Genomic DNA, 26,945 nt, shown 5'->3' with positions numbered 1-26,945 from the left:
ACAAAATTTTAAATATGCATCAATATTTCTACGCCATTCATTTGTTTGTAAATCGAAGAAAATCTCTTTCGGTACTGCTGGCTATTTTGATGCTTTTGGTTTTTGGCTTTTTTGCTTCCAGATTGAAATTTGAAGAAGACATTACCAAACTTATCCCAACAAACGACAAAACCGACGTTACGGCCAAAGTGCTCAAACAATTAAACTTTGCCGATAAAACCACCGTAATTTTTAGTTTGGATAAAAATGGTTCTGCTGAAGATTTGAAAGAAATGGCAACCGTATTTTCAGACAGTGTTTCTAAATCTTGCAAACCATATATCACAGGAATTCAAGGAAAAATTGACGAAGAAAATATTCAGGAAACTATCGATTTTGTTTACAATAATCTCCCTCTTTTTCTAGATGATAAAGATTATGCTTCAATCGAAAAGAGACTCCAAAAAGACAGTATTGCAACAACCGTTCAAGGAAATTACAAATCGATAATTTCTCCTTCCGGATTTGTTACCAAAGATTTTATTCTTCAAGATCCGTTTGGGATTTCGTTTATTGCTTTAAAAAAATTACAGCAATTAAATATTGGTGAAGATTTCACACTCGAAAATGGTTTTGTAATGACGAAAGATAAAAAGAAATTGTTGCTTTTTATTACTTCGAATATTCCATCAAGCGAAACGGAAAAAAATACCCTTTTTGCCGAAAAGCTAAAATCTATTCAAGAAAATCTAAATCAGCAATTTAAAGGAAAAACCTCGATCAGTTATTTTGGCTCGGCCTTAATTGCTGTTGCAAATGCCAACCAGATTAAGAGCGACATTATTTTGACGACATCAATCGCGATGTTTACCTTAATGCTGATCTTGATTTTATTTTATCGAAAAGTTTTAATTCCGCTAATTATTTTTCTCCCAACGGTTTTTGGAGGATTGTTTGCGGTTGCATTTTTATATTTTGTGAGAGAACAGATTTCGGCAATTTCATTAGGAATTGGTTCTATTCTTCTCGGAATCACGATCGATTATTCGATTCATATTCTCACACACTACAAACACAACAGCGATGTAAAAACTTTGTACAAAGACATTACGATGCCCGTAATTATGAGCAGTTCTACTACTGCCGTTGCCTTTTTATGTCTGCTTTTTGTAAAATCGGATGCGCTTAATGACCTCGGAATTTTTGCCGCCGTAATCGTAATGGCTTCGGCAATTTTCTCGCTTTTGATTATTCCGCATTTATATAAACCAAAAGAAAATCCGGCAGAGCACAAGAAAAATGTGATCGATAAAATGGCACATTTCTCTTTTCACAACAATAAATTCTTAATCGGTTTTTGCTTCATTATTACCATCATTTGCTGTTTTACTTATAATGATGTTGGTTTTAATAACGATTTATCACAGCTAAATTTTATTCCAAAAGAAATAAAAGCGGCCGAAAAACAACTGGAAGAAAGTACGAGTCTAACTTCCAAAACTATTTATGTAGCTTCTTACGGAAAAACGATGGAAGAAGCTTTGCAGCATAATAGCCGCCTTTTCGAAAATTTAAATCAAGAAAAAGAACAACATAAAATTTTAAATTTCAGTTCTGTTGGAGGAATTGTGCTTTCGCAAAAAGAACAGCTTCAGAAAATCGAAAAATGGAATTCTTTCTGGACTGCACAAAAAAAACAATTCGTACAATCAGAATTAATTGCCGAAGGTTCTAAACTAGGCTTTAAGCCAACAACTTACAATTTGTTTTTTGATCATTTAGATTCTGATTTCAAACCAATTTCTGCTAAAGATTATCTGCAAATAAAAGCACTTCAGCTACAAGAATTTATAACCGAAAAAAATGGTTTTTACACCATTTCGACTTTAGTAAAAGTAGCGCCAGAACAACGTGATGCTTTTGTAAAATCGGCTTCGGCAAAAGAAAACATCATTGCTATTGACCGCCAGCAAATGAACGAAACGTTTTTTAGCACTTTAAAAACCGATTTCAATACGCTGGTCAATTATTCTTTTGTTGCTGTAATTTTAATTCTGTTTTTCTTTTTCCGAAGAATCGAATTGGTTATTGTCAGCCTAATTCCGATTGCTTTAACGGGAATTGTAACTGCGGGAATTATGGGACTTTTTGGCATTCAGATGAATATTTTCAGTATGATTGTCTGCACGCTGATTTTTGGTCACGGTGTCGATTTTAGCATTTTCATGACCAGCGCGCTGCAAAAAGAATACAGTAACGGAGTAAACGAAATTGCGATTTACAGAACCTCAATTATTCTGGCCGTAATCACGACAATTTTAGGAATCGGTGCCATGATTTTTGCCAAACATCCTGCGCTGACTTCTATTTCATTGGTTTCGTTAATCGGGGTTTTTGCGGCGCTCATTATTACCTTTATTTTCTATCCGATTCTGTTTAAAGTCTTTTTATCGAATCGACCGAAAAAAGGAAATCCGCCTTTTCAATTGCGAACTTTTATTCACGGTGTCATTTCATTTGCGTATTATGGTATGGGCGGCATTGTCATGTCAATTTTCAGTTTTACCATTATGCCGATTTTACCTTTTAGTAAAAAAGCAAAAATGAAAGCTTTCCGATATGTGATTTCAAAATTTATGAAATCAGTATTGTATTCCAATCCGTTTATTCGCAAAAAAGTCGTTAATCATTTCAATGAAAATTTCGAAAAACCAGCCGTTATAATTGCCAATCATTCCTCATTCCTAGACATTTTAGCTATCGGAATGCTGAGTCCGAAAATTATTTTTTTGGTAAGCGATTGGGTTTACAACTCACCTATTTTTGGTGGTGTAGTAAGAAAAGCAGGTTTTTATCCCGTTTCTGAAGGTCTCGAAGGCGGTGTAGAACATTTACGCAAAAAAATAAATCAAGGCTATTCTTTAATGGTTTTTCCAGAAGGAACGCGATCTGAAAATAATGTTGTAAAACGATTCCACAAAGGCGCTTTTTTCCTTGCCGAAGAATTTAAAATCGACATTGTTCCTGTAGTTATTCACGGCGCTTCAGAATTGATTCCGAAAGGTGATTTTGTCATTCATCACGGAAAACTTACCGTTACGATTTTACAAAGAATCACTCCTGAAAATCTTTCTTTTGGAACAAATTACACCGAAAGAACCAAACAGATCAGCACTTTCTTTAAAGGAGAATATAGAAAAATTCGTCAAGAATTGGAAGGTCCAGATTATTTCAAAACCATGCTTATTAACAGTTACGATTACAAGGAAATCGAAATTGGAAATAGTGTCAAAAAAGATGTAAAGCAAAATCTTGAAACCTATTATAATTTAAATAAACACATTCAGCCAAAAGCAAAAATTCTTCATTTAGGAAACGATTACGGGCAATTGGATGTTCTGCTTGCTTTGCAGGAACCACAGCGTAAAATAGTTTCTTTTATAAATGATGAAGAAAAACTGCTTGTTGCCAAAACCAATTATTTAGTTAAAAAGAGAAAAATAACCTATCACGAAAAATTAGAACCGGCTCTCGAAAATCATTATGATATTCTTTTAATTACTGACGAAAATTATACAGCCGAATTTGAAAAAGTGATCCCGAATGTTTCTTCCGTCATTTTGATTCATTGTTCGAATTTGAAAAATCAGTTTGAAAATTTAGGTTTTGAAACTGTTGTTGAAGAAAATGCTTTAATCATTTTAAAGAAAAAATAATGAAAAAACAGTACGATGTAGTCATAATTGGCAGCGGTTTGGGCGGATTGGTTTCTGCAGTAATTCTGGCAAAAGAAGGCTACAGCGTTTGTGTACTCGAAAAAAACAATCAGTATGGCGGAAATCTGCAGACTTTTGTAAGAGATAAAACCATTTTTGATACTGGAATTCATTATATCGGAGGTTTAGGCAAAGGCCAAAATCTTCATCAATATTTCAAATATATTGGCATAATGGATCATTTGAATCTGAAAAAATTAGATGAAAATGGTTTTGATATGATTTCCTTCGAAGACGACAAAACCGAATATCCGCATGCTCAGGGTTTTGAAAATTTCATCAAACAACTGACTGTTTCTTTTCCTGAAGAAAAAGAAAATCTGGAAAAGTATTGCCAGAAAATAAAAGAAGTCTGCAAAACTTTTCCGCTTTACAATTTAGAATCTCAAGGAAAATATGACGATGAAATTTTAACGCTTAACGCGAAAGAAACCATCGATTCTTTCACTCAAAATGAGAAATTAAAAGCTGTTTTGGCTGGGTCCAATTTTCTTTATGCGGGCATAGCCGAAAAATCGCCTTTTTATGTTCATGCGCTTGTCGTAAATTCGTATATCGAAAGTTCGTGGCGATGTATAAACGGTGGAAGTCAGATTACGAAACAGCTTCTGAAACAGCTAAAAAAATATGGTGGCGAATTCTTTAAGCATAAAGAAGTAACGCAATTTGAAGTCGAAAATCAAAAAGTGAATTCGGTTAAAATGAAAGAAGGAACGGAGGTTTCGGGTAACATTTTTATATCGAATATCGAACCCAAAACGACTTTGAAAATGGCGGGACAGGAAAACTTTAGAAAGCCGTTTTTCAATAGAATCCAAAATCTAGAAAGCGTACTTTCTGCTTTCAGTCTGTATATCGTTTTTAAACCCAAAACTTTCAAATACATCAATCATAATTATTACCATTTTAAAAGTGCCAATGATGTTTGGACCGCGCATGAATACGACGAAAACTCTTGGCCGAAAACTTTTATGGCTTCTATGAATCCGTCTAAAAATGACGAAGAATGGGCAGACGGAATGACGTTTTTGACCTACATGAAATACGATGACGTTAAAGCTTGGGAAAATACGTTTAACACGACTTTTGAAGAAAATGAAAGAGGCGAAAGTTACGACGAATTCAAAGCCAAAAAAGCGGCAAAGTTTTTAAACGAAATCGAGAAAAAATTTCCTGGCATACAAGATTGCATCCAATCGGTGCATACTTCTACTCCACTTTCGTACCGCGATTATATTGGCGGAGACGGCGGCAATATGTACGGATATGTTAAAGATTCTAATAATCCGATGAAAACTTTGATTCCGACCAAAACTAAGCTAGAAAATCTTTATCTTACAGGCCAAAGTATTAACATGCACGGTGTCTTAGGCGTTACAGTTGGAGCGGTCATAACTTGCTCAGAAATTGTAGGAAAAGAATATCTGCTGGAAAAAATCAAAAAAGCTTCTGAATAGTTTTATTATGAAAAACCGAATTATTTATCTTTTCCTTATCGGTTTTTTTAGCTTGATGACTTCCTGTGGCACATCAAAATCAAAACATCATAAACCAGATTTAACGGCTTTTAACAACACAAAACCTGTTGTTACAAAAGTTTCAGACAGTATTTTTGTCTCTGGAAAAAATTCGCTTTTAAAAAATAAACAAGGCCTTTGGGAATTATATACCGAAGGCGATCCTCTCGAAATTGGTTTAACAACTGGTGCTTTAACCGATTCGCTTTTGCAAAAGCAGCAGCGTATTTTTTTCTCTAAAATAACCGATTTTGTTCCGTCAAAATTCCAACAAAAATTACTTCGTCAATTTCTAAAATGGTTCAATCGTAAATTGTATCTGAATGTTCCTAACGAATACCAAACCGAAATTTACGGCGTTTCTCAATATACTTCGAACGAATTTGATCATATAGCACCTCAATATCAACGCAGTTTGTATTTGCATGCTGCACACGACATTGGACACGCATTGCAAGATTTAGCTTTGGTTGGCTGTTCTTCTTTTGCTGCTTGGAACGAAAAATCAGAAGACGGAAATTTAATCTTGGCGCGTAATTTTGATTTTTATGTGAATGATGCTTTCGCAGAAAATAAAATAGCCGCTTTTATAAAACCAAAAGAAGGATTTCCGTTTATGATGGTGACTTGGCCTGGAATGATTGGTGCCGTTTCTGGTATGAATCTCGAAGGTTTAACGGTTACTATAAATGCTTCAAAATCTAAAATTCCGCTTAGCGCGAAAACACCGATTTCGATTCTGACTCGGGAAATTTTACAGCACGCCAAAAATCTAGATGAAGCAATTGCTATTGCAAAAAAGAGAAAAGTATTTGTTTCTGAATCGATTATGGTTGGAAGTTCCAGCGATAACAAAGCGATTTTAATTGAAGTTTCTCCCAATAAAATGGATGTATATGATGTTCCAAATAGTGATCAACTAATTTGTTCGAACCATTTTCAAGGCGAAGCTTTCAAAGATGATAAAAGAAATCAAAAACAAATTGCCAACAGCCATTCGGAATATCGTTATGAAAGAATGCAGGAATTGCTATCTGAAAATCCAAAAGTAAATCCTGAAATTGCTTCGGAAATTCTTCGAAATAAAGATGGCTTAAAAAATGAAATTTTGGGTTTTGGCAACGAAAAAGCACTAAATCAGCTTTTGGCACATCACGGAATTATCTTTAAACCAAAAGAAAAATTAGTATGGGTTTCGGCAAATCCATTTCAGTTGGGCGAATTTGTTTGTTATGATTTAAATTCGATTTTTAATGAAAACCAAAATGAAACAAAGTCCTTTCAAGAAGAAAATTTGAATATTGCCAGAGATCCTTTCTTGGAAACAGTTGCTTTTCAGAATTTTAAAAAATTTAAAATTGAAGATCATAAATTAGATTCCATTCTAGAAAAGAAAGAAACTGTTTCTCCAGAATTTCTTCAGAACTATCAAGCACTAAACCCCGATTATTGGGTTGTATATTATAAGACAGGATTGTACTTTTACCAAAAAAAGGAATTTCTTCAGGCAAAACTAAATTTTGAAAAGGCTTTAAGTCATGAAATCACTACAGTTCCTCAAAAAGAAGCAATTGAAAAATATTTAAAAAAAATCAAAAGAAAATTAAAATGATTCCAGCAATAGAAAAAGATTCTTTAGAAGAAATTAAAATTTTTCAAGAAAAAAAACTAGCCGAACTTTTAGCTTACATCAGTGAGAATTCTCCTTTTTACAAAAGACTTTTTGCCGGACAAAATATCGATATTTCAAAAATAAAAACACTCGAAGATTTACAGCATCTTCCGGTTACAACCAAAGAAGATTTACAGCAATATAATGATGATTTTTTATGTGTTCCACAGCATAAAATTATCGATTACGCTTCGACTTCGGGAACTTTAGGAGATCCTGTAACTTTTGGTTTAACCGATTCTGATTTGGATCGTTTGGCATATAATGAAGCTATTTCGTTTGCCTGTGCCGGAATTGCAGAAGGCGATGTGGTGCAATTAATGACCACAATCGATCGAAAATTTATGGCTGGTTTAGCTTATTTTCTAGGCTTGCGAAAACTGAAAGTCGGCGTTATAAGAGTGGGTGCGGGAATTCCAGAAATGCAATGGGATTCTATTTTAAAATACAATCCGAGTTATTTAATTACGGTTCCTTCTTTCCTTTTAAAATTAATTGAATACGCCGAAATTCACGGAATCGATTATAACAATTCGAGCATAAAAGGCGCAATTTGTATTGGAGAATCTTTACGAGAACAAGATTTTTCGATGAATATTCTATCGAAAAAAATCACTGATAAATGGAATATTAAGCTGTTTTCGACTTACGCTTCGACTGAAATGAGTACGGCTTTTACCGAATGTGAACATGGAAAAGGCGGACATCATCATCCAGAATTAATTATTGTAGAAGTTTTGGACGAAAATAATATGCCTGTTCAAAACGGCGAAACGGGCGAACTGGCTTTTACTACTTTAGGAATTGAAGCAATGCCTTTATTGCGTTTTAAAACTGGAGATATTGTCCAGTTTCATGACCAGCCTTGTGAATGTGGACGAAATACGTTGCGTGTTGGCCCGGTTGTGGGACGTAAAAAACAAATGATTAAATATAAAGGAACAACATTGTATCCGCCAGCGATGAACGACGTTTTGAGTAGTTTCGACAATATCGAAAATCACTTAATTGAAATCTCAACCAACGATTTAGGTACCGACGAAATCCTGATCAAAATTGCGGTAAAAAATCAATCCCCAGAATTTCTTCAGGAAATAAAAGATCACTTTAGAGCCAAATTGAGGGTAACGCCAAAAATAGAATTTGTTCCAAAAGAAATTCTAAATCCTATCGTTTTTAACCCAATGAGTAGGAAACCAATTCGCTTTTTTGATTACCGCTAGACTATTTTTAAACCATATAAGTGATATAAGTTCATTTTAAAAACTTTGAGCTTAAAAATGTGGCACCTTTAAATTTGTTAAACACCTTTTTAGACTTATATGTACTCAAAAACAGCATTGCTATTTAAATGAACTTATATAACTTATATGGTTTATTTTTAGCAATTTACCCTGACTTTGAATGTTTTGCTGTCAATTGAACTAAATGTTGTAATTTTGCAAAAAATATAGATGATGGTTAAGATTGGCAATATAGAACTACCCGAATTTCCTTTATTACTTGCTCCGATGGAAGATGTGAGTGATCCGCCGTTTCGCAGATTATGCAAAACGCACGGCGCCGACATGATGTACTCTGAGTTTATTTCTTCTGAAGGATTGATTCGTGATGCAATAAAAAGCCGCATGAAGCTGGATATTTTTGATTACGAACGTCCTGTCGGAATTCAGATTTTTGGTGGTGATGAAGAAGCAATGGAGATGTCGTCTAAAATTGTTTCTACTGTAAAACCCGATTTAGTAGACATCAATTTTGGATGTCCAGTAAAAAAAGTAGTCTGCAGAGGTGCTGGTGCGGGAGTTTTAAAAGATGTTGATTTAATGGTTCGTTTGACAAAAGCAGTTATCAAAGGAACTGATTTACCTGTTACGGTAAAAACACGCTTAGGTTGGGATGATAACTCAATTAACATTGATGAAGTGGCTGAAAGGCTTCAAGATATTGGTGTTCAAGCTTTAACTATTCACGCCAGAACCCGTGCGCAAATGTACAAAGGTCATTCTGACTGGTCGCATATTGCGCGTGTAAAAAACAATCCAAGAATTACAATGCCAATTTTCGGAAACGGCGATATCGACAGTCCAGAAAAAGCATTAAAATATAAAAACGAATACGGAATTGACGGAATCATGATTGGTCGTGCCGCGATTGGTTATCCGTGGATTTTCAATGAAATCAAACATTTCTTTAAAACAGGAGAGCACTTACCTGCTCCAACGGTTATTGATCGTGTTGAAGCTGCTAGAAATCATTTGCAATGGTCAATGGATTGGAAAGGCGAACGTTTAGGAATTGTAGAAATGCGTCGTCATTACACCAATTATTTCAAAGGAATTCATTCGTTTAAAGAATTCAAACAAAAACTAGTTACTACTGACGCTCCTGAAGATTTATTTGCAATCATGAAAGAAATTGAACAGGTTTATGCGGGGTATGAGTTTGTTTAAAAAACATATTTAATTTACAATCAAAGTGTTTTCGTTTAGTTTGTCATTTCGACGAAGGAGAAATCTCCGCAAGTAGCTCGATAACGAAAGTCTTATCTTTGTGGAGCTTCTCACGAAGATTTCTCCTTCGTCGAAATGACAAAAAAGCGCAAACTAACGTTGAAATATGCGAATATAAGAAAGACCTTCAAAATTTGAAGGTCTTTGTTTTTCATAAGTATTTACAAATTATCCATTTGTTTAATAGATTCTAGAAGTCTTTTTCTATTAGCATTGGTTGATAACAAATATTCTGTTTCTTTTATTAAACCTGAACCCTCTTCCACTTTCCTCTTTTATAAAAGAAAATCCCAGCTAAAGTAATAGCCGTTTCAGCAACCGGAATAGCAATAAAAACTCCCGTTGGTCCCATATTAAAATGTTTTGCCAAAACAAAAGCTAGCGGAATCTGGAATAACCAGAAACCAAAGAAATTAATTCCGGTTGGTGTCCAAGTATCTCCTGCTCCGTTGAAAGTGTTTATCAGCACCATTCCTATTCCGTAGAAAATAAAACCAATGCTCATAATTTGCAGAGCCTCAATTGCAACGGTTTTTACCTGATTGTCATTCGTGAAAAACGAAATAATATATTGTCCAAAAGCCAAAGTAATAACCATAATGGATGCCATGAAAATGACATTGTATCTCGCAGTAGTATAAACCGATTTTTCGGCACGATCGATTTGTTTCGCTCCTAAATTCTGTCCAACCAAAGTCGCTGCCGCATTGCTCAATCCCCAAGCTGGAAGAATGAAAAACATCATAATTCGCAACGCCGTCTGATAACCTGCTGAGCCGTGATCTCCACCTGTTGTTGCTACTAATTGTGCTAAGAAAATCCAGCTGCAAGATGCAATTACAAATTGTAAAATTCCGGGCGCAGCTATTTTGACCAAAGCTTTTATTTGCGAAAAGTCTGGAGCAAAATATGGAATTTTTATTTTTAAAATTCCGTTTCCAAAAAACAAATGATAAACTTGGTACAAAACACCAATGCTTCTTCCGAAAGTGGTTGCCAAAGCGGCTCCAACTAATCCGAAAGCTGGAATTGGTCCAAAACCATTAATCAAGATTGGACATAAAATGATATTGCAGATGTTAGCAATCCAAAGGCTTTTCATCGCGATTGCTGCGTTTCCAGCTCCACGGAAAATTCCATTTATAAGGAACAAAAGCATAATACATAAACTCGATCCGATCATAATTTGAGTAAATCGGTAACCGTGTTCAGCTGATCCTATTGACGAACCCATTAAAATCAAAATATCTTTTGCATAGATAATTCCGAAAATGCTTAAAACACTATTAACAGCAAAAGCTATAATAATAGCCTGCATTCCGGCTTTTGCAGCTGCGATTGGATCTTTCTCTCCAATACGTCTTGCCACGACTGCCGTTGCCGCCATACTCATTCCGATTGCGAGAGAATAAATTACAGTCAACACCGATTCGGTCAATCCAACGGTTTGAATAGCAAAACTACTATGCTCCAAATGTCCAACAAAGTATAAATCGACTAGAGCAAAAACCGATTCCATCATCATTTCTAAAACCATCGGAATGGCCAATAGAATTACAGCTTTCTTTATACTTCCCGAAGTATAATCAAAAGATTCGTCGCCTTTTAGAGCTTGTTTTAAAGTAGTAAAAAATTTAGAAAAGAAGCTTTTCTTTATAGTTGTTTCTGTCATGATATTTTAGGATAAATGAAAAAATTGATCCAGATGTTTTTTATCTGAACTAAAAAAGTAAACGTAAGTATCCTAATTATTCTAAAAAAATAAAATAGGATTAGGCAGAAACAATCATATGCTGTAGTTTTTAATGCAGTAAATATAATTAATATTTATTAAGAAATATTAATCAAGCAGTTTTTTGCTTACTCGGCTGCTGGCAATTAGCGACGCAACAAAACCTAAAGAAATAATAGTTGTCATTACAATTAAAACATTTTCTACTGTAAAAACAACGGGATAAGCCAAAGTTGGCGTAATCATTATAAGCTCAAATTTCTGCTGTAATATCACGAGGATGATTCCCAAAACAAGTCCGATTAAGCCACCGAAGACGCTTAATAAAGTTCCTTGAAGCAAAAATATTTTTCTAAGATCTGTGATATCTGTTCCTAAATTGAATAGCGTTTTTAGATTTCCTTTCTTTTCTAAAATCATCATAATCAAGGCGCCGATCAAATTAAAAAGAGCTACAATAATCACTAATGTAAAAATCAGGTAAACGGCAATATTTTCGGTATTAAGCATTTTATACAAAGACTCATTCAGCTGTGCTCTGTTTTTTAAAGTAATTTTATTTTTAAAAATAGAATTAAGCTGTGCCTTTATTGCTCCTTCATCTGCATTTTCTTTTAATTTAAATTCAATTCCCGAGATTTGATTGGGTTTGTACATTAATAATTCTTGCACTAAACCTAAATCTGCAAATACATATTTTGAATCTAAATCTTCGCTGATAGAATAAATCCCAACTGGCAGAACATCTGTTTTATTGAAAGCTTCTTCAGGATTTTCGATTGCTCCTTTTCCGGGTTTAGGTGCAAAAACCTGCAGAGGATTTTCAAAATCAAGAATTCCCATCGAGAAATTTTGAGCTAAACCGTAGCCAATTACAACCTGAAAACTATCTGGTTTGAGCCATTGCCCATTAAAGAGTTTTTTCTTGATATCGTTAACAACCGGATAAAGGCTGTCAACACCTTTCAAATACGTGACTTGCTGTTTGTCTTTAAATAAAAATAAAACACGTTCTTCTATTATTGTGGTATAAGAAGCAACGCCATCTATTTTTTTTATTTGAGCTTGCTGCTCTGGAGTGATTAAAAATGATTTTCCGTATGTACTAGTCAATTTTAAATCTGGGTCAATTTCATTTGTGAACGAAAGACTGAAAACTTTCAATCCGCTGAAAACAGACAAAACAACAAACAAAGCCATTGTGCCAACAATGATTCCCATGCTGGCAATGCGGTTGATAATATTGATAGCATTATTTTTACTGCTGCTAAAAATATATCGTTTGGCTATGTATAAAGGAAAATTCAAATTACGATTTTCTTCTTTTTTCTAAAAGATCACGGTTTTCAATTGGGTTTTCTTTTCCTGCAAGGGCATTATCGATTTTTTCTATATAATCTAAAGAGTCATCAATAAAGAAAACTAAATTTGGAACGCGACGTAATTGTAAACGTACTCTTTGAGATAAATCGTGTTTAATTAAAGTTGTATTTGATTTTATTCCTTCCAATGTTTCTTTTGCTTTTTCTTGCGGAAAAATGCTTAAATACACTGTAGCTACAGATAAATCTGAAGTCACACTTACTTTGGATACCGAAATTACTAGATTTGTAACTCCATTTTTTCTCACTTCACCCTGCAAAATGTCAACCAGATCTTTCTGAATAACTCCCCCTATTTTTTTCTGTCTATTTGTTTCCATACTGCAAAAATACTACTTTTTAAATTCAATGAAATGTAATTTCAAATCAACTTTCAATGTCAATTTACATTTTACTGCTTAAAAATTGAAATTAAAACCTCTTTTATACTTTCATTTTAAAAAATAACTATCTAAAATACGTTTTCTTTCTAAATTTTCTCGTGACAAAAATCATCTTTTAACTTTCAAATAATATTCAAATTTGATGTAAATCTAACACTATCAAATTATGAAAAAGAGAGAACCAATTAGCCACATTATGACAAAAAGCGTCATAACCATTAATCAAAATGACGATTTAAAAAATGTAGTACATAAATTAAAATCCAATTCTATACGACATCTTCCTGTTGTAAATGGAAAAGAAGTTGTGGGAATTATTAGCCGAACCGATATTAACCGACTGACATTTGGAGCACTATTTGACGGACAAGATGGTGCAGACGAAGCTGTATTGGAAATGCTTACTATTCCGCAAGTTATGACTTGTAAACCTAAAACAGTTTCTTCAGAACTTATTATTAGAGATTTAGCAGAAATTTTTGTGAAAGAAGAATTTCACGCAGTTCCAGTTGTAGACAAAGGAGAATTGAAAGGAATTGTTACAACTACAGATGTTCTGAAATATTTCTTAGAAGAAAATTATTAAGATAAAAAAAGGGAGCAATTAAGCTCCCTTTCTATTTTATCTGCTTTGCAGCCATCCCTCCGGATTATTATTTGACGTATTTTGAAGAATTAAGAATTTGATGATTGTTTTTCCTGTATCACCACTTGTTCTTACTCTACCTATACTTTGTTTAATCGATACTTTATCTCCCTGACTTACAGAAACCGAACTCAAGTTTTGGTAAACCGTAAAGTAATCTCCATGCTGAATTACCACTGCTTTATTTACTGGCGACAAAACAATTACTTTAGAAACTTCTCCAGCAAATACTGCTCTTGCATTTGCACCATCCTCAGTAGTAATCTCTACACCTGAATTATGTACTGTAATTGAAGGATGCAGCGGGTGTGGCTGATCTCCATATCCTAGTGAAATAAAACCTTTTTCGACCGGCCAAGGCAGTCTTCCTCTGTTGGCTTTAAAATCGGCTGCTAAAACTTTGTCTTCTGGAGTTAAAGCAATTTTAGAAGAAGAGACTGGCGCTTTTGTTTCGCTTCCTGGATTTGCTTTTGCTCTTTCCGCTGCTGCTTTTCTATTCGCTTCTGCAATGGCTTCACGAATTAAGCGGTCAATCTGTCTGTCAATTCTTTTAGATTCGCTTTGTTTGGATCGAATATCTTTAACAATTTTGTTTTTATCTTTTTTAAGAGCATTTACTAATTTCTGCTGTTCTTTTTTCTCAGCTTCTAGAGTAACTTTTTCTTTTTGATTTTCAACTATAATCTTCTTTTTTACTTGTCGCTGACTATCCAATTTTGCATTAAAATCTACTAACTGAGCCGTTTTTGATTGAATTTCTAAACCTTGATTTTTTCTAAAAGCGGTGTATTGTTTCAAATATTGCGCTCTTTTATAAGCCTGAAGAAAACTTTCAGAAGACAAAATAAACATGGCACGACTTTGTTCAGAACGGCTTTTATATGATTTAAGAATCATTTCGGCATAATCTTCTTTCAGAACTTTTAATTCTTTTTTAAGTTTATTTACCTGAACTTGATTAATATACATGTCATTGCTAAGCAGTCTTTCTTGTTTTGCAGTAGTATTAATTAATTTCTCTTTCAGCTTGATTTTGTTGGCTTGAATCAAATATTCGTTTACAGCAGATTTCTCTTTTTTACGAACAGATTGAAGCATTTTTTCATTGTCTCTGATTTCCTGCTGAATCTGTGCTTTACGCTGCTCCAGTTTTTCTTGCTGCGAATCTTGCGCCCATACAAAACTAGTGGCACATATTAAAATTAGGCTTAGGAGAAATTTTGGCATGTTTATATTTTCTTTTTGCAAAATTACTTAATTAAAACTTGTTTATATCCGCTTGGGACACTATAAGGAAAAGAAAGTTCTTCGTTGAATGAAATATTATTATAATTCAAATTAATGCTAGTTTTTCCTTTTGGCTGAACTGCATTGATTTCAATACTAGTCGGAAGCGTTCCTTGATCAAAAACTTTGCTGTCTGAATAGGCAATTTGTAATGTTCTGTTTTCTGAAGGCTGTGAAATCTCTTCTTTTTGAATTAAATATTTCTCTCCATCTAAGAAAAAGGTTTTCTTCAAATTGGCATCTTTTTCTTCGTCTAATCTAAATAGATTGTCGACAATAGTCTGCGTATATTTTCCCTTTCTTAAATCATCAAAAGCTTCTCCAACTAATAAATTTTGAACCTTTGTATAATCTAAATCTGTACCCAGCCATTTGCTTAAACTCGTAAAATCTCCATCGTAATAAGTACTGTTTATTTTTTCGTAATAACTAACTTTTGATGGAGTTATTAAAGCTTTGGCCATTGTAATTCCTAAGAAACGCACACTTATTAAAATCTGTTTGTCTTTTTCAATTCTAATTTCTGCTGTCACATTTTGGCTTTGCTTTTCATCGACATATTTTGCACCTGCTTTTATGTAAAGTGTCGAAAAATCTAACTTATTATCATAATGTTTTTCGATTACTTTTTTGTCTTCTTTTGGCGCTACAGTCTGGCTTGTATTTCCTTGCACCGCTACTGCTTTCGATTTACATGAAATTACTGCAATAGACAATACTAGTATTGATATATATTTTTTCATCTGAATTTTCTTTTTATTTTTTCTTCTTTAGTAATTCATTTGCCTTCAAAAAGTATTCCTCTTTTTTCTTTGCGTCTCCTAATCCATTATATGCTTCTCCTAATTGAATATTAAAATTTGATTCTAATTTTACGTCATCGACCACATAATCAAGACCCATCTCTAAGACGGTTTTTGCATTTTTAAATTGTTTTAGCTGATTGCTCCCTAAACCAGCATAGTAATAAAACTGTGCCTGACTCGGATAAACTTCAATCAGCATCATCGCTCTTTTGGTCATTGGCTCATATTGTTTTGCTTCAGAATAGGCTTCTAACAATAACATATTGGTCTCCAAATCAGTATCTGAATTTGCTTTTAAATCTTTTTCATAATATTTAATAGCGTTTTCAAATTGTCCTTTGCTATGATAAAATTTTCCTATTTCTTTGGCTACGTCTACATCTGGATCATTGTCGAAATACGAAATTGCTTTTTCTAAATCGGCAGAATACTGTGGATTTTTATTTACATAAATCAAAAATTCATTCAAAGTTCTGTGTTTGATTTTTGAATCGATTTTTGAACTTGCTAAAATCACGTTCATCGATTTGATGGCTTTATCAGCCTGATTGGCATCTAAATAGGTTTTAAACAAACTCACCTGACCCCATTCTGAATTTGGAATTTCTTTTGCCAATTGTTTGGCTACTTCCAATGATTTATCGTTTTCATTATTCTTAGAATACAAAAGAATAAGATTGAGATAATTCGATTCTTCTTTCGGATCTTTTTTAATCTGCTGAATCAAATTGTCTATTTCAGCATTTTGATATTTTCCTTGAGATAAAATCTGCTGTTTGTAAATTTCTCGATCAGATGATTTTCCAAACTTATCGTTCATTTCATTAATGGCAGTCAATGCCTTGTCATACTGATTGGTAATCATGTATAACGAAATGAGATCGTCTTTATATTCTTCGTCAAAAACAATTATTTTTTGAATAGTTTCTATCGCAAGCGGATAATTTTTGGTTTCGAAACTTACATCATAAATTCCGAGCCAAAACCATTTGTTTTTAGGATCCAATTGTGTGGCTTTTTCAAAGGCATCTTGCGCATTTTGAAATTGTTTAAGCGCCAGATAGTTCTTTCCTAATTCAAAATAAGCAACTGCATCATTGGGTTTCAGCTTTATGCATTTTTCCAATGATACAATAGCTTTATCATAATTTTCAATTCCTTTTTGTTTTAATGATTCATAAAAAGAATCTTGATATTCATCTGTTGCCATAGCAATATCTTCGGGTTCTGTTTGAGCAAAAACCGAAAATATGCTTCCAAAAAAAGCAAAAAATAAAATAGTTAAGATTCTCTTTTTCATTATTTAAAACAAACGAAACTTTAATATTTTTATTCTAAAACAGCATAATCACCAATACTGATACTTGTAAATTTACCATCGTAACTTACATGATTTCCAATCATGGCGTTATTAAGATCAGCATTTTTAATTTGAGAATGAGTCTGAATCAAACTATTTTTGATTGTACTGTTTGTTACCTGACATCCTTTTCCCAGAGATACATTTGGGCCAACAGTTGTATTTTTCAAAACAACATTTTCTCCAATATAACAAGGAGGAATGATGGTCGAATTTTCTAATGTTACGCCATAATCTACTAAATGTTCTCCATCATTATGCAAGAAACCTAACATTCTTGTGTTCGTTTCAACCGTAACATCTTTGTTACCACAATCCATCCATTCGTCAACACTTCCAGTTTTAAAAACTTTTCCGTTTGCCATCATGGCTTTAATTCCGTCGTTGATTTGGTATTCTCCTCCGTTCTGGATATTATTATCCAAAACATTCTGAAGTTCGTTTCTTAAAACACCAACTTCTTTAAAATAGTAAATTCCGATAACGGCTAAATCACTTACGAATTCTTTTGGTTTTTCAACCAATTCGATAATCTCGTTATTCTGATTTAGTTTTACCACACCAAAAGCTTCTGGCTGATCTACTTGTTTAACCCAAATAACAGCATCTGCAGCTGGATCTAATTCGAAATCGGCTCTAATCAATGTATCGGCATACGCAATTACAGCTGGTCCAGAAAGAGAATCTTTTGCGCACATAATCGCGTGTCCTGTTCCTAAAGGCTGATCTTGACGATAGATTGAAGCTTTTGCTCCTAATCCTTTAGCCAAATCTTCTAAGCTTGCTACAACATCATCTCCAAAAAAAGCTTCGTCTCCTAAAATAAAAGCAACTTCTTCAATTGGTTCTTTCAATATTTTGGCAATATCTTCCACTAAGCGGTGTACAATAGATTTTCCAGCAACGGGAATTAACGGTTTTGGAACGGTTAACGTATGAGGCCTCAATCTTGATCCGCGGCCTGCCATTGGCACAATTATTTTCATTCTTTATTTGATTTTATGGGAAGATTTAAAATCTTCATTGGGTTTGGTCTTTCTCATTTATTATTTTACTCCAGTGCTTCCAAAGCCACCTTCACCTCTTGATGTTTCAGAAAGTGTTTCAACTTCTATCCATTCCGCTCTTTCGTGTTTTGCGATAATTAGCTGCGCAATTCTTTCTCCATTTTCGATTATAAAATCGTCATTAGATAAATTTACTAAAATTACTCCAATTTCTCCTCTATAATCTGCATCAACAGTTCCTGGAGAATTTAAAACCGTTACGCCTTTTTTGGCTGCTAGACCGCTTCTTGGTCTTACCTGTGCTTCATAACCAATTGGCAACTCGATAAATAGTCCTGTTTTTACAATAGTTCTTTCTAAAGGTTTTAACGTAATTGGTTCTAAAATATTGGCACGCAAATCCATTCCTGCAGAGGCAATCGTTTCGTAATTTGGTAAATCGTGCTGTGATTTATTGATAATTTGAATTTTCATTTTTGAATATAATTTTTCTTAAAACGTCTTATTTTCTTTTCAGTATTCCTTTTATAGTATCTTTTTCAAAATGGTAAACGAGATACATAAAAGCTAAAAGCAACGGAATTCCAACATAATATTTTTCTCTAAATCCGTAGAATGAAATTATGGAGAATAATATTGAAACGCCTAAATAAGCGCCAATCTTGTTCATATCATAAGGAATGGGATAGTATTTATTTCCCAAAACATAAGAAATCAGCATCATACTTCCGTAAGCAGAAATTGTGGCAATTGCTGATCCGTAATAACTATATTTCGGAATCAATAAATAATTTAAAATCAAGGTAACAATGGCTCCAACAATAGAAATGTATGCTCCAATTTTTGTTTTATCAGTCAGTTTATACCAAACCGATAAATTATTATAAATACCTAAAAAGAAATTCGCCAATATAATGAGTGGTACAACTTTCATTGCCTCCCAATACGATTTATTGTCTAGTAACAAATATTTTAAAACATCTGCAAAAACGATTACTCCCAATAAAATCAATGAGCCTAAAATCACAAAATATTTAGTAATAACTGCATAAGTCTGTGGTGCATTTTCGTTTTTAGCATGACTAAAAAAGAAAGGCTCAATTCCTAATCTAAAAGCTGTCGCAAAGAGAACCATAAAAAGCCCAAGTTTATAACAGGCAGAATAAGCTCCAACTTCAGACTTTGCTAAATTTTCTGGAAGAAGATATCCTAAAAGAATTTTATCGAAATGTTCGTTTACTGCAAAAGCCAATCCAGCAACCAAAATTGGAAGTCCGTATTTCATCATTTTTTTCCAAAGTACCGGATCAAATTTTCGCCCAAGCGAAAGATAATTTGGAGAAAGTACAATAAACGTAGCCAAACTTGCCAGAAGGTTTGCTATGAAAATATAAGCAATTTGGAAATTTTGCACATATAAATTATCCCAAACAGAATTCGGATTTGCTGCAGCCAATTTTGGAAGATACATCAAGAAAAATATATTCAACAACAAGTTTATAACAACATTTCCAATCTTGATTGCTGCATAAACAATTGGTCTTTGGTTGGCTCTTAGTTTAGAAAACGGAATTAAAACCAATGCGTCTAGAACCAAAATCCATACCGAATAAGTGATATACTGAACATCGACTTCGGCTAGGTTTGCCAATGTATTTCTAAAAATTAATCCTGCAAAAAGAAATAGAATTGAAGTCCAAAATATTGAAATAGTAGAAGTTGCAATTACATTTTTCTTATCTTCTTCTGCACTGTAAAACCTAAAAAATGCAGTTTCCATTCCATAAGAAAGAACTACGTTAAAGAAAACCATCCAGGATAATACGATCGAAACTTCACCGTACTCTGCTGTAGGCAAAATTCCCGTATATAATCTCACTAATAAAAAACTCAACATTCTCGGTAAAACTGTTGCCAGTCCGTAAATTGCCGTTTGCTTGAATAGATTTTTATATAATCCCAAAATATAATTCTAATAATGTTTGTAAGACAAAAATAACCATTTCTTTTGTTTAATGGTGCTTTTGTTGGTGCAATAAAGAAAAGTTCACAATGTTTTTAAACAGTCATTTTCTTTTCATCTAAAATTTTGACAAAATGAAATCCTTTTGGAGAATAGCCCTGATTATAATAAAATCGATGCGCCGCAAAATTTCCGGTAAACGCATCCAAAACTATACTGCTGCAATTCTGCTCCATCGCTTTTTTCTCTACATAATCGGTAAGCATTTTTCCAATTCCTTTAGATCGATATTCAGGATTTACTACAAAATTGTCAATTTCTAGATATTTGCCTGTCCATAATTTTGTTGCAGACCAGCAGCCAGTAATTCCTAAACAAACATCGTTATCAAAAACGGCAATTTGTGTGTAATTATGAGGAACCATTTCTAAAAGATAAGATTCGTATTTTTCTTCACTCAAATTGGGATAAAGAAAACGTATTATACCAATTTGACTAAGCATCTCCTTAACGGTTGTTAGTTCACGTAGTTTCATTTGACCTAGATTATATTTCAAAAATACTTATTTTAGGTTGAAATATGTCTAAAATGAAAACAAACCCATATTTGCTATTTTACTTTTAAATTTATAAAATAAAAAATATTTTTTCTTTTATGTTAATACAATAATAAGAAACCTTCATCGTTATATTACTAAAAATCAATTATTTATATTTTTTCCTCAAAAAACTTCAATTCTATTTATATAATTTTCGCAAAACATGTGAATCATATAAACCTTACATGGAAATTGTGTAAGATTTTTTCGTTAAACCTTTCTTAAATTTGCTTCATAGGGATTGAGAAAGCTAAATACAACCCTTATAAAAAAGGAAGCACTGGGACTAATAAAGCTTGTTTGTTCCCATAAAAGACAAAGCATAAAGGGATTGAAGTTAGCTAAAATGTAACCCTTATAAAAAAACTAAGCACTGGGACTGATAAAGCTTGTTTGTTCCCATAAAAGACAAAGCAAAGGGATTGATTCTGCTGAAATGTAACCCTAAAAAAAACAGAGCATTGGGACTAATAAAGCTAGTTTGTTCCCATGAAAGACAAAGCACACAGAGTTATCTGTCTATTTTTATAAAATGGTAGTGATTCTCAACTTTATTATAATTTGAGAATCACCATTTTATAAGATTATTTTAAAAAAGAATAAAACTTCCAATAAAAAGAAAAGCCAGCGTATGCTGGCTTTCTTTTTTATTTGTGGAATACATTTTTATCCTTTTAAAGCTTCTGCTCCACCAACAATTTCCAAAATTTCACTTGTAATTGCAGCCTGACGAGCTTTGTTATAAGTTAATTTCAATTGGTTTCTTAATTCAGTAGCATTATCTGTTGCTTTATGCATTGCTGTCATACGTGCTCCATGCTCAGAAGCAAATGAATCACGAATACCTTTGTACAATTGTGTTTTTAAAGACTTAGGAATTAAAGCCAATACGATTTCTTCTTTTCCAGGCTCAAAAATATAATCTCCTGTAGAAGCCGCTTTGTCAGTAGAAATTGGAGCTAACGGTAAGAACTGTTCTACTTGAACAATTTGAGTTGCAGCATTTTTAAACTGATTGTAAACTAATTCAATTCTGTCGTATTCTCCAGATAAAAATTTCTCAGTCAAATTATCTGCAATTCCAGCAACATTTTCAAAAGTTAAATGATCGAAAATTGCATTGTGATGACCGTGAACTTTATGTGTTTTACTCAAAGCATCATTTCCTTTTTTACCAATAGCAAAAACATCAACTTGCTTTCCAGCGTAAAACTCTGTACGGTTTTTAATCTCTTTAATAATATTCGAATTGAAAGCACCACATAAACCTCTGTTTGAAGTTACAGCAACTAACAATACTTTTTTTACTTCACGTTGTGTAGTGTAATCTCCCCCAACTTCACCTTCTAGTGTAGCTGAAAGATCTTGCAATAACTCTGTTAATTTCTCGGCATAAGGACGCATTGCAGTGATTGCATCTTGTGCTTTCTTCAGCTTTGCAGCAGAAACCATTTTCATAGCCGATGTAATCTGCATCGTCGATGAAACGGAAGTAATTCTATTACGGATTTCCTTTAAATTTGCCATTAATTTTATGTTTATTGTTTGTTGTTTTTAGTTTATTGTTGGGCGAACCACAAACAATAAACTAAAAACCATAAACTAAATATTAGTTATATTTTGCTGAGATTTCTTTTGCTGCCTTTTCGATAACGTCTGTAATAGCGTCATCTAATTTTCCAGCTTTCAAAGCATTAAGTGTATCTTTATGTTTGCTGTTTAAGTAAGCTAAGAAATCTGCTTCGAATTCTTTTACTTTATTAACAGGCACATTTCTTAATAAGTTTTTAGAACCTGCGTAGATAATTGCTACTTGGTTTTCAACTGGGTAAGGATCATTTAAACCTTGTTTCAAGATTTCAACGTTTCTTTTTCCTTTTTCAATTACGTTTAATGTAACAGCATCTAAGTCAGAACCAAATTTAGCGAAAGCTTCTAATTCACGGAATTGAGCTTGGTCTAATTTTAAAGTTCCAGAAACTTTCTTCATAGATTTAATCTGTGCATTACCTCCAACACGAGATACAGAAATACCTACGTTGATTGCAGGACGAACCCCAGAGTTGAACAAATCTCCATCAAGGAAAATCTGACCATCTGTAATAGAGATTACGTTTGTTGGGATATATGCAGAAACGTCACCAGCTTGAGTTTCGATAATTGGTAATGCAGTCAAAGAACCACCACCTTTTACGATTGACTTAATAGAATCTGGTAAATCGTTCATGTTTTTAGCGATACCATCATCAGCGATTACTTTACAAGCACGCTCTAATAAACGAGAGTGTAAGTAGAAAACGTCTCCAGGGTAAGCCTCACGTCCCGGTGGTCTTCTTAATAAAAGAGAAACCTCACGGTAAGCAACAGCTTGTTTAGACAAATCATCATAAACGATAAGAGCTGGACGACCAGAATCTCTGAAGTACTCTCCAATTGCAGCACCTGCGAAAGGAGCGTAAACTTGCATTGGAGCTGGATCAGAAGCATTAGCAGCAACGATAACTGTATATGCCATTGCACCTTTTTCTTCTAACATTTTTGCGATTCCTGCTACAGTCGAAGCTTTTTGTCCGATTGCAACATATATACAGAATACAGGTTTTCCTGCATCGTAAAATTCTTTTTGATTTAAGATTGTATCGATACAAACAGTTGATTTACCTGTTTGACGGTCACCAATAACAAGCTCACGTTGTCCACGACCAACTGGAATCATAGCATCTACTGCTTTTACTCCTGTTTGTAATGGCTCAGTAACTGGCTGACGGAAGATAACTCCAGGAGCTTTTCTTTCTAATGGCATTTCGTATAAGTCACCACCGATTGGCCCTTTTCCATCAATTGGAAAACCAAGTGTGTTAACAACACGTCCTACCATTTGCTCACCTACTTTAAGAGAAGCAATACGTTGAGTTCTTTTTGCAGTAGATCCTTCTTTAAGTCCAGTTGATGGTCCTAATAATACAACTCCAACATTATCCTCTTCAAGATTCAATACGATACCTTCCATACCGTTATCAAATTCTACTAACTCTCCATATTGTACATTAGACAGCCCGTAAACACGAGCAATACCGTCTCCAACTTGAAGTACTGTTCCTACTTCCTCTAGCGTAGCACCAGATTCAAAACCTTCTACTTGCTTTCTTAATATTGCTGAAATTTCAGCAGGTTTGATTTCCGCCATCTTAATTTATAATTTAGACACTTTTTGTGTTATAAAACTAATTACTTAACTCTCTTTTTAATACTTGTAATCTATTTGCAACAGAAGCGTTGTATTGATTATCTCCTATTCTCAAAATAAATCCACCAATAATTGAAGGATCTACTATATTTTCAATCGTAATTTTTTTATCTGATAAAGTTGCCACTTTTGCTAAAACTTTAGCTTCTAAAGCAGCATCCATAGGGATCGCTGTTGTAACTTTCGCTACTTCAACACCATTATTTTCATCAAATAATTTATTGTATTCTAATGCAATTGCACCTAGAATTTCAAATCTTTTGTTTTCGAATAATAAGCGGAATAATCCTTTTGTCACTCCATTTACATTTGCGAAAACTTCTAAAAGAGCACCTTCTTTAACTTCAACCGTAGTAGTTGGGTTTTGAATAAACGTACTCAATTCTTCATTTGTTTCAATTGCAGAAGCAATTGATTTCATATCGTTATTGACAGCTTCGGCAACACCTTTAGAGTTTGCTAAGTCTAGAATTGCTTTTGCATAACGAATTGCTGCTCTTGTACTTGCCATAATCTTAGTTTAACTTTACGTCACCTAACATTTTCTCAACCAATTTAGTTTGAGATTCTTTGTTAGATAATTCTTCTTTCAATAATTTTTCAGCGATACTTAATGATAGTGTAGAAACTTGAGATTTCAATTCTGCCATTGCAGCATTTTTTTCGCTTTCGATAGCCGCTTTAGCTTGATCAATCATTTTTTGACCTGCTTCTTGTGCTTCGTTTTTAGAATCAGCAATCATTTTCTCTTTCATTTCACGAGCTTCTTTTAACATCGCGTCACGTTCAGCACGAGCTTCATTCAAAATTCTTTGATTGTCTGCTTGTAAATTTTCCATTTCTCTCTTTGCGTTTTCAGCAGAAAGCAATGCATTTTTAATACCTTCTTCTCTTGCAGTAATAGATTCCATTATTGGTTTCCAAGCAAATTTTACTAAAAGCAAAATTAGTATTACTAAGATTAAAGCTTGCCAGAAGAATAATCCGAATGAAAAATCGTTAATTAACTTATCCATTTTATATAACTATATTAAATATTTAATTTCTTTTTTAAAGTAACAACATCTTTAACCAACCGTTAAAGATGCTGTTATTTTTTTTCTTTATTATTTTCCTAAGATTAAAGCAGCGAATGCTAAACCTTCTAATAAAGCAGCGATAATAATCATCGCAGTTTGGATTTTACCAGCAGCTTCTGGCTGACGAGCAATAGCGTCCATAGCAGATCCACCGATTTTACCTAAACCTAAACCTGCACCGATTACTACTAAACCAGCACCTACTAAAGTTGGAATTGTTCCCATAAGTATTTATATATATAAAATTAAACTTCTAAAATTAAATAATCGCAGTTTCGTCTTCGTGGTGGTGAGCGTGATCATGATCTTGAACAGCCATACCAATAAACAATGATGATAACATTGTGAAGATAAACGCTTGTAAAAATGCAACTAAAACTTCAATAACAGAGATAAACAAAGTTAATCCTAATGAGATTGGTAAATCTGCTGCTAAATTTTTTCCAACAAAAATCATTGCAATCAAACTCATAATTACTACGTGACCTGCAGTAATGTTTGCGTACAAACGAATTAATAATGCGAATGGTTTTGTTAATGTTCCTAAAACCTCAATTGGAGCTAAGATAATTTTCATTGGAACTGGCACTCCTGGCATCCAGAAGATGTGTCCCCAATAATCTTTGTTTGCACTAAATTGAGTAATGATAAATGTAAAGGCCGCTAAACAAACTGTGATAGCGATGTTTCCTGTTACGTTGATTCCTAGCGGAGTCATTCCTAATAAGTTTAAAACCCAAACGAAGAAAAACACAGTTAATAGGTAACCCATATATTTACGGTATTTTTTCTCTCCAATATTTGGAACAGCGATTTCATCTCTGATGAAAATTACAAGCGGTTCTAAAACTCTACCAAATCCTGTTGGGATTGGTCCTTTTTTATATGATTTTGCTAAACCAGTAAACATTATAAATAATAATACTGATACGAAAAGCATTGAAACAACATTTTTAGTGATTGAAAAATCTAATGGTTTTTCGTTTGATGGATGACCGTGCTCATCAAAGTTGATTGTTCCGGCTGCATCTGTTTTGTAAATTTTACCATGAACTAATTTGTAGTAGCTACCATCAACTTCTGCAACTTCTTCTCCGTGGTGTAATTTTGAAGAAGAGAAAACTTTTAAACCTCCATCAATAAGAATAACTGGTAATGGAAAACCATAGTGCTTGTTTTCTTTTTCATCTGAAAAGAAAACGAAGTCATGAGAATCTTGTAAGTGGTGATCAATATAAGCATCCACTTTTGCCTTTGGATCAAGAGCAACATGCTCTCCTTCTTGGTGAGCATTATGTGAAACTACTTTCTCTTCGTGAGCAGTTTCAGTTTGAACATGCGTCGTGTCATTCTCTGGATTTGCAAAACCCATTATAGGTAGAGAAGCTACAAAAGCGGCAAGAATAAAGCGGAGTGGTTTGTTTGAAATCACCATATCGTGGAAAATCTTATTTTTTACGTTTCTAAAATTTGGTGCAAAGGTACATTTTTTATTAATATTCAAAAGGATATGAAAAATTATTTTTAAACCTTGTTTTAAAGAATTGTTATTTTAACGCTTTTCATTTAATAATCGGACAGTTAAAAGGGTCTGAAATAACAAAAACAGCACAAATGTTATAAAAAAACTAAATTTTTCAACATCTGTTTCTCCTGTTTTGTTTTTTAGGATTGGCTGCAGCGCTAAATAGGCTAATAACATTTGGGTAAAAGTTCCGAATAGAAACGCCATTCCGACAATTTCAAAATTCTTCTTTTTTACCATTAATAATATAAGGTATAATAAAGATGAAATCGCGAAGAAAGATAAATACAGTAATTCTAAACTGTAATGAAAATCCTCGGTATTAATTTCGCTAAAGAAAAAAATTGCTTTATGTACTATATAAGTTCCTAAAGCAAGACATAACAAATAAAAAAACGGTTTGTAATTTTTTAAAAGCATTTGAAATAATTTTAGTGCAAAGATGCAACTTTTATCTCAAGGCATTTTAGATACA

The 26,945-nt window shown here is 33.5% G+C and carries 23 protein-coding genes; 6 read left to right on the top strand and 17 right to left on the bottom strand.

The annotated features are described in order from the left end of the window. Positions 1–14: 14 nt before the first annotated feature. The 5 genes from EG814_RS02610 (at position 15) to dusB (ending at position 9,394) form a co-directional block, all read left to right on the top strand. Positions 15–3,695 carry a 1-acyl-sn-glycerol-3-phosphate acyltransferase gene (locus tag EG814_RS02610; RefSeq protein ID WP_125719092.1) on the top strand — a complete coding sequence of 1,227 codons (3,681 nt, stop codon included), beginning with the start codon at positions 15–17 and terminating at the stop codon, positions 3,693–3,695. Further along, positions 3,695–5,212: a phytoene desaturase family protein gene (locus EG814_RS02605; protein ID WP_125718605.1), complete on the top strand. Its 1,518-nt coding sequence runs from the start codon at positions 3,695–3,697 to the stop codon at positions 5,210–5,212. The genes EG814_RS02610 and EG814_RS02605 overlap by 1 nt, the downstream gene beginning before the upstream one ends. 7 nt (positions 5,213–5,219) lie before the next feature. Next, complete coding sequence (locus EG814_RS02600; RefSeq protein ID WP_125718602.1) at positions 5,220–6,884, top strand: C45 family autoproteolytic acyltransferase/hydolase; 1,665 nt, start codon at positions 5,220–5,222, stop codon at positions 6,882–6,884. After that, positions 6,881–8,167 carry a phenylacetate--CoA ligase family protein gene (locus EG814_RS02595; RefSeq protein WP_125718600.1) on the top strand — a complete coding sequence of 429 codons (1,287 nt, stop codon included), beginning with the start codon at positions 6,881–6,883 and terminating at the stop codon, positions 8,165–8,167. Before EG814_RS02600 ends, EG814_RS02595 begins: the two co-directional genes overlap by 4 nt. A gap of 234 nt (positions 8,168–8,401) precedes the next feature. Further along, entirely contained in the window at positions 8,402–9,394 is a 993-nt protein-coding gene (gene dusB, locus EG814_RS02590; protein WP_125719089.1) for a tRNA dihydrouridine synthase DusB, read from the top strand. A gap of 304 nt (positions 9,395–9,698) precedes the next feature. On the opposite strand, the gene EG814_RS02585 is transcribed toward dusB, so the two are convergent. The 3 genes from EG814_RS02585 to rbfA form a co-directional block, all read right to left on the bottom strand. Continuing rightward, positions 9,699–11,126 (bottom strand): MATE family efflux transporter, encoded by a 1,428-nt coding sequence (locus EG814_RS02585; RefSeq protein WP_125718598.1) that lies wholly within the window; start codon positions 11,124–11,126, stop codon positions 9,699–9,701. 168 nt (positions 11,127–11,294) lie between these two features. After that, a complete protein-coding gene (locus EG814_RS02580) occupies positions 11,295–12,494 on the bottom strand; it encodes an ABC transporter permease (RefSeq protein ID WP_125718596.1) in 1,200 nt (399 codons plus the stop codon). 1 nt (position 12,495) lies between these two features. Beyond that, complete coding sequence (gene rbfA, locus EG814_RS02575) at positions 12,496–12,888, bottom strand: 30S ribosome-binding factor RbfA (RefSeq protein ID WP_125718594.1); 393 nt, start codon at positions 12,886–12,888, stop codon at positions 12,496–12,498. Positions 12,889–13,117: 229 nt separating this feature from the next. On the opposite strand from rbfA, the gene EG814_RS02570 reads away from it, so the two are divergent. Next, positions 13,118–13,537, top strand: a complete 420-nt coding sequence (locus tag EG814_RS02570) for a CBS domain-containing protein (RefSeq protein ID WP_125718592.1) — start codon at positions 13,118–13,120, stop codon at positions 13,535–13,537. A gap of 36 nt (positions 13,538–13,573) precedes the next feature. On the opposite strand, the gene EG814_RS02565 is transcribed toward EG814_RS02570, so the two are convergent. From EG814_RS02565 to EG814_RS02500, 14 genes are all read right to left on the bottom strand, one after another. Next, positions 13,574–14,824: a murein hydrolase activator EnvC family protein gene (locus EG814_RS02565; RefSeq protein WP_125718590.1), complete on the bottom strand. Its 1,251-nt coding sequence runs from the start codon at positions 14,822–14,824 to the stop codon at positions 13,574–13,576. Between the two features lie 23 nt (positions 14,825–14,847). After that, positions 14,848–15,627, bottom strand: a complete 780-nt coding sequence (locus EG814_RS02560) for a DUF4292 domain-containing protein (protein ID WP_125718588.1) — start codon at positions 15,625–15,627, stop codon at positions 14,848–14,850. A 13-nt stretch (positions 15,628–15,640) separates the two neighbouring features. Continuing rightward, positions 15,641–16,990, bottom strand: a complete 1,350-nt coding sequence (locus EG814_RS02555; RefSeq protein ID WP_125718586.1) for a tetratricopeptide repeat protein — start codon at positions 16,988–16,990, stop codon at positions 15,641–15,643. A gap of 29 nt (positions 16,991–17,019) precedes the next feature. After that, positions 17,020–18,036 (bottom strand): sugar phosphate nucleotidyltransferase, encoded by a 1,017-nt coding sequence (locus EG814_RS02550; RefSeq protein WP_125718584.1) that lies wholly within the window; start codon positions 18,034–18,036, stop codon positions 17,020–17,022. 60 nt (positions 18,037–18,096) lie between these two features. Continuing rightward, positions 18,097–18,531: a dUTP diphosphatase gene (gene dut, locus EG814_RS02545; protein ID WP_125718582.1), complete on the bottom strand. Its 435-nt coding sequence runs from the start codon at positions 18,529–18,531 to the stop codon at positions 18,097–18,099. 28 nt (positions 18,532–18,559) lie between these two features. After that, on the bottom strand, positions 18,560–20,020 hold the full coding sequence (locus tag EG814_RS02540; protein WP_125718580.1) for a lipopolysaccharide biosynthesis protein: 1,461 nt from the start codon (positions 20,018–20,020) through the stop codon (positions 18,560–18,562). A 95-nt stretch (positions 20,021–20,115) separates the two neighbouring features. Further along, the gene (locus EG814_RS02535) at positions 20,116–20,556 is read right to left on the bottom strand and encodes a GNAT family N-acetyltransferase (protein ID WP_125719087.1); all 441 of its coding nucleotides are present in this window, start codon (positions 20,554–20,556) and stop codon (positions 20,116–20,118) included. A gap of 729 nt (positions 20,557–21,285) precedes the next feature. Continuing rightward, positions 21,286–22,146: an ATP synthase F1 subunit gamma gene (gene atpG / locus EG814_RS02530; protein WP_125718578.1), complete on the bottom strand. Its 861-nt coding sequence runs from the start codon at positions 22,144–22,146 to the stop codon at positions 21,286–21,288. Positions 22,147–22,228: 82 nt separating this feature from the next. Then, entirely contained in the window at positions 22,229–23,806 is a 1,578-nt protein-coding gene (atpA, locus tag EG814_RS02525) for a F0F1 ATP synthase subunit alpha (protein ID WP_125718575.1), read from the bottom strand. A 37-nt stretch (positions 23,807–23,843) separates the two neighbouring features. Next, on the bottom strand, positions 23,844–24,377 hold the full coding sequence (gene atpH, locus EG814_RS02520) for an ATP synthase F1 subunit delta (RefSeq protein ID WP_125718573.1): 534 nt from the start codon (positions 24,375–24,377) through the stop codon (positions 23,844–23,846). Positions 24,378–24,381: 4 nt separating this feature from the next. After that, positions 24,382–24,882, bottom strand: a complete 501-nt coding sequence (locus tag EG814_RS02515; RefSeq protein WP_125718571.1) for a F0F1 ATP synthase subunit B — start codon at positions 24,880–24,882, stop codon at positions 24,382–24,384. A gap of 90 nt (positions 24,883–24,972) precedes the next feature. Then, positions 24,973–25,170 carry an ATP synthase F0 subunit C gene (gene atpE / locus EG814_RS02510; protein ID WP_008465835.1) on the bottom strand — a complete coding sequence of 66 codons (198 nt, stop codon included), beginning with the start codon at positions 25,168–25,170 and terminating at the stop codon, positions 24,973–24,975. A 34-nt stretch (positions 25,171–25,204) separates the two neighbouring features. Beyond that, positions 25,205–26,380 (bottom strand): F0F1 ATP synthase subunit A, encoded by a 1,176-nt coding sequence (gene atpB, locus EG814_RS02505; RefSeq protein ID WP_125718569.1) that lies wholly within the window; start codon positions 26,378–26,380, stop codon positions 25,205–25,207. Between the two features lie 117 nt (positions 26,381–26,497). Continuing rightward, on the bottom strand, positions 26,498–26,890 hold the full coding sequence (locus EG814_RS02500) for a hypothetical protein (protein ID WP_125718567.1): 393 nt from the start codon (positions 26,888–26,890) through the stop codon (positions 26,498–26,500). Between the last annotated feature and the right edge of the window lie 55 nt (positions 26,891–26,945).

The sequence above is a fragment of the Flavobacterium ustbae genome, assembly GCF_003946915.1.
Taxonomy (GTDB): Bacteria; Bacteroidota; Bacteroidia; order Flavobacteriales; family Flavobacteriaceae; genus Flavobacterium; species Flavobacterium ustbae.
Note: the sequence above shows the minus strand (reverse complement) of the source record. Positions and strands in the feature narration are given on the sequence as shown.

What these genes read in the sequence shown, in the direction of transcription:
- EG814_RS02565 (WP_125718590.1), bottom strand. Translation starts at nt 14,824, where the DNA reads ATGCCAAAATTTCTCCTAAGCCTAATTTTAATATGTGCCACTAGTTTT.
- EG814_RS02595 (WP_125718600.1), top strand. Translation starts at nt 6,881, where the DNA reads ATGATTCCAGCAATAGAAAAAGATTCTTTAGAAGAAATTAAAATTTTT.
- atpH (WP_125718573.1), bottom strand. Translation starts at nt 24,377, where the DNA reads ATGGCAAGTACAAGAGCAGCAATTCGTTATGCAAAAGCAATTCTAGAC.
- EG814_RS02535 (WP_125719087.1), bottom strand. Translation starts at nt 20,556, where the DNA reads ATGAAACTACGTGAACTAACAACCGTTAAGGAGATGCTTAGTCAAATT.
- dusB (WP_125719089.1), top strand. Translation starts at nt 8,402, where the DNA reads ATGGTTAAGATTGGCAATATAGAACTACCCGAATTTCCTTTATTACTT.
- atpA (WP_125718575.1), bottom strand. Translation starts at nt 23,806, where the DNA reads ATGGCGGAAATCAAACCTGCTGAAATTTCAGCAATATTAAGAAAGCAA.
- EG814_RS02515 (WP_125718571.1), bottom strand. Translation starts at nt 24,882, where the DNA reads ATGGATAAGTTAATTAACGATTTTTCATTCGGATTATTCTTCTGGCAA.
- rbfA (WP_125718594.1), bottom strand. Translation starts at nt 12,888, where the DNA reads ATGGAAACAAATAGACAGAAAAAAATAGGGGGAGTTATTCAGAAAGAT.
- EG814_RS02560 (WP_125718588.1), bottom strand. Translation starts at nt 15,627, where the DNA reads ATGAAAAAATATATATCAATACTAGTATTGTCTATTGCAGTAATTTCA.
- EG814_RS02555 (WP_125718586.1), bottom strand. Translation starts at nt 16,990, where the DNA reads ATGAAAAAGAGAATCTTAACTATTTTATTTTTTGCTTTTTTTGGAAGC.
- dut (WP_125718582.1), bottom strand. Translation starts at nt 18,531, where the DNA reads ATGAAAATTCAAATTATCAATAAATCACAGCACGATTTACCAAATTAC.
- EG814_RS02500 (WP_125718567.1), bottom strand. Translation starts at nt 26,890, where the DNA reads ATGCTTTTAAAAAATTACAAACCGTTTTTTTATTTGTTATGTCTTGCT.
- EG814_RS02600 (WP_125718602.1), top strand. Translation starts at nt 5,220, where the DNA reads ATGAAAAACCGAATTATTTATCTTTTCCTTATCGGTTTTTTTAGCTTG.
- EG814_RS02610 (WP_125719092.1), top strand. Translation starts at nt 15, where the DNA reads ATGCATCAATATTTCTACGCCATTCATTTGTTTGTAAATCGAAGAAAA.
- atpB (WP_125718569.1), bottom strand. Translation starts at nt 26,380, where the DNA reads ATGGTGATTTCAAACAAACCACTCCGCTTTATTCTTGCCGCTTTTGTA.
- atpE (WP_008465835.1), bottom strand. Translation starts at nt 25,170, where the DNA reads ATGGGAACAATTCCAACTTTAGTAGGTGCTGGTTTAGTAGTAATCGGT.
- EG814_RS02550 (WP_125718584.1), bottom strand. Translation starts at nt 18,036, where the DNA reads ATGAAAATAATTGTGCCAATGGCAGGCCGCGGATCAAGATTGAGGCCT.
- EG814_RS02585 (WP_125718598.1), bottom strand. Translation starts at nt 11,126, where the DNA reads ATGACAGAAACAACTATAAAGAAAAGCTTCTTTTCTAAATTTTTTACT.
- EG814_RS02605 (WP_125718605.1), top strand. Translation starts at nt 3,695, where the DNA reads ATGAAAAAACAGTACGATGTAGTCATAATTGGCAGCGGTTTGGGCGGA.
- EG814_RS02570 (WP_125718592.1), top strand. Translation starts at nt 13,118, where the DNA reads ATGAAAAAGAGAGAACCAATTAGCCACATTATGACAAAAAGCGTCATA.
- atpG (WP_125718578.1), bottom strand. Translation starts at nt 22,146, where the DNA reads ATGGCAAATTTAAAGGAAATCCGTAATAGAATTACTTCCGTTTCATCG.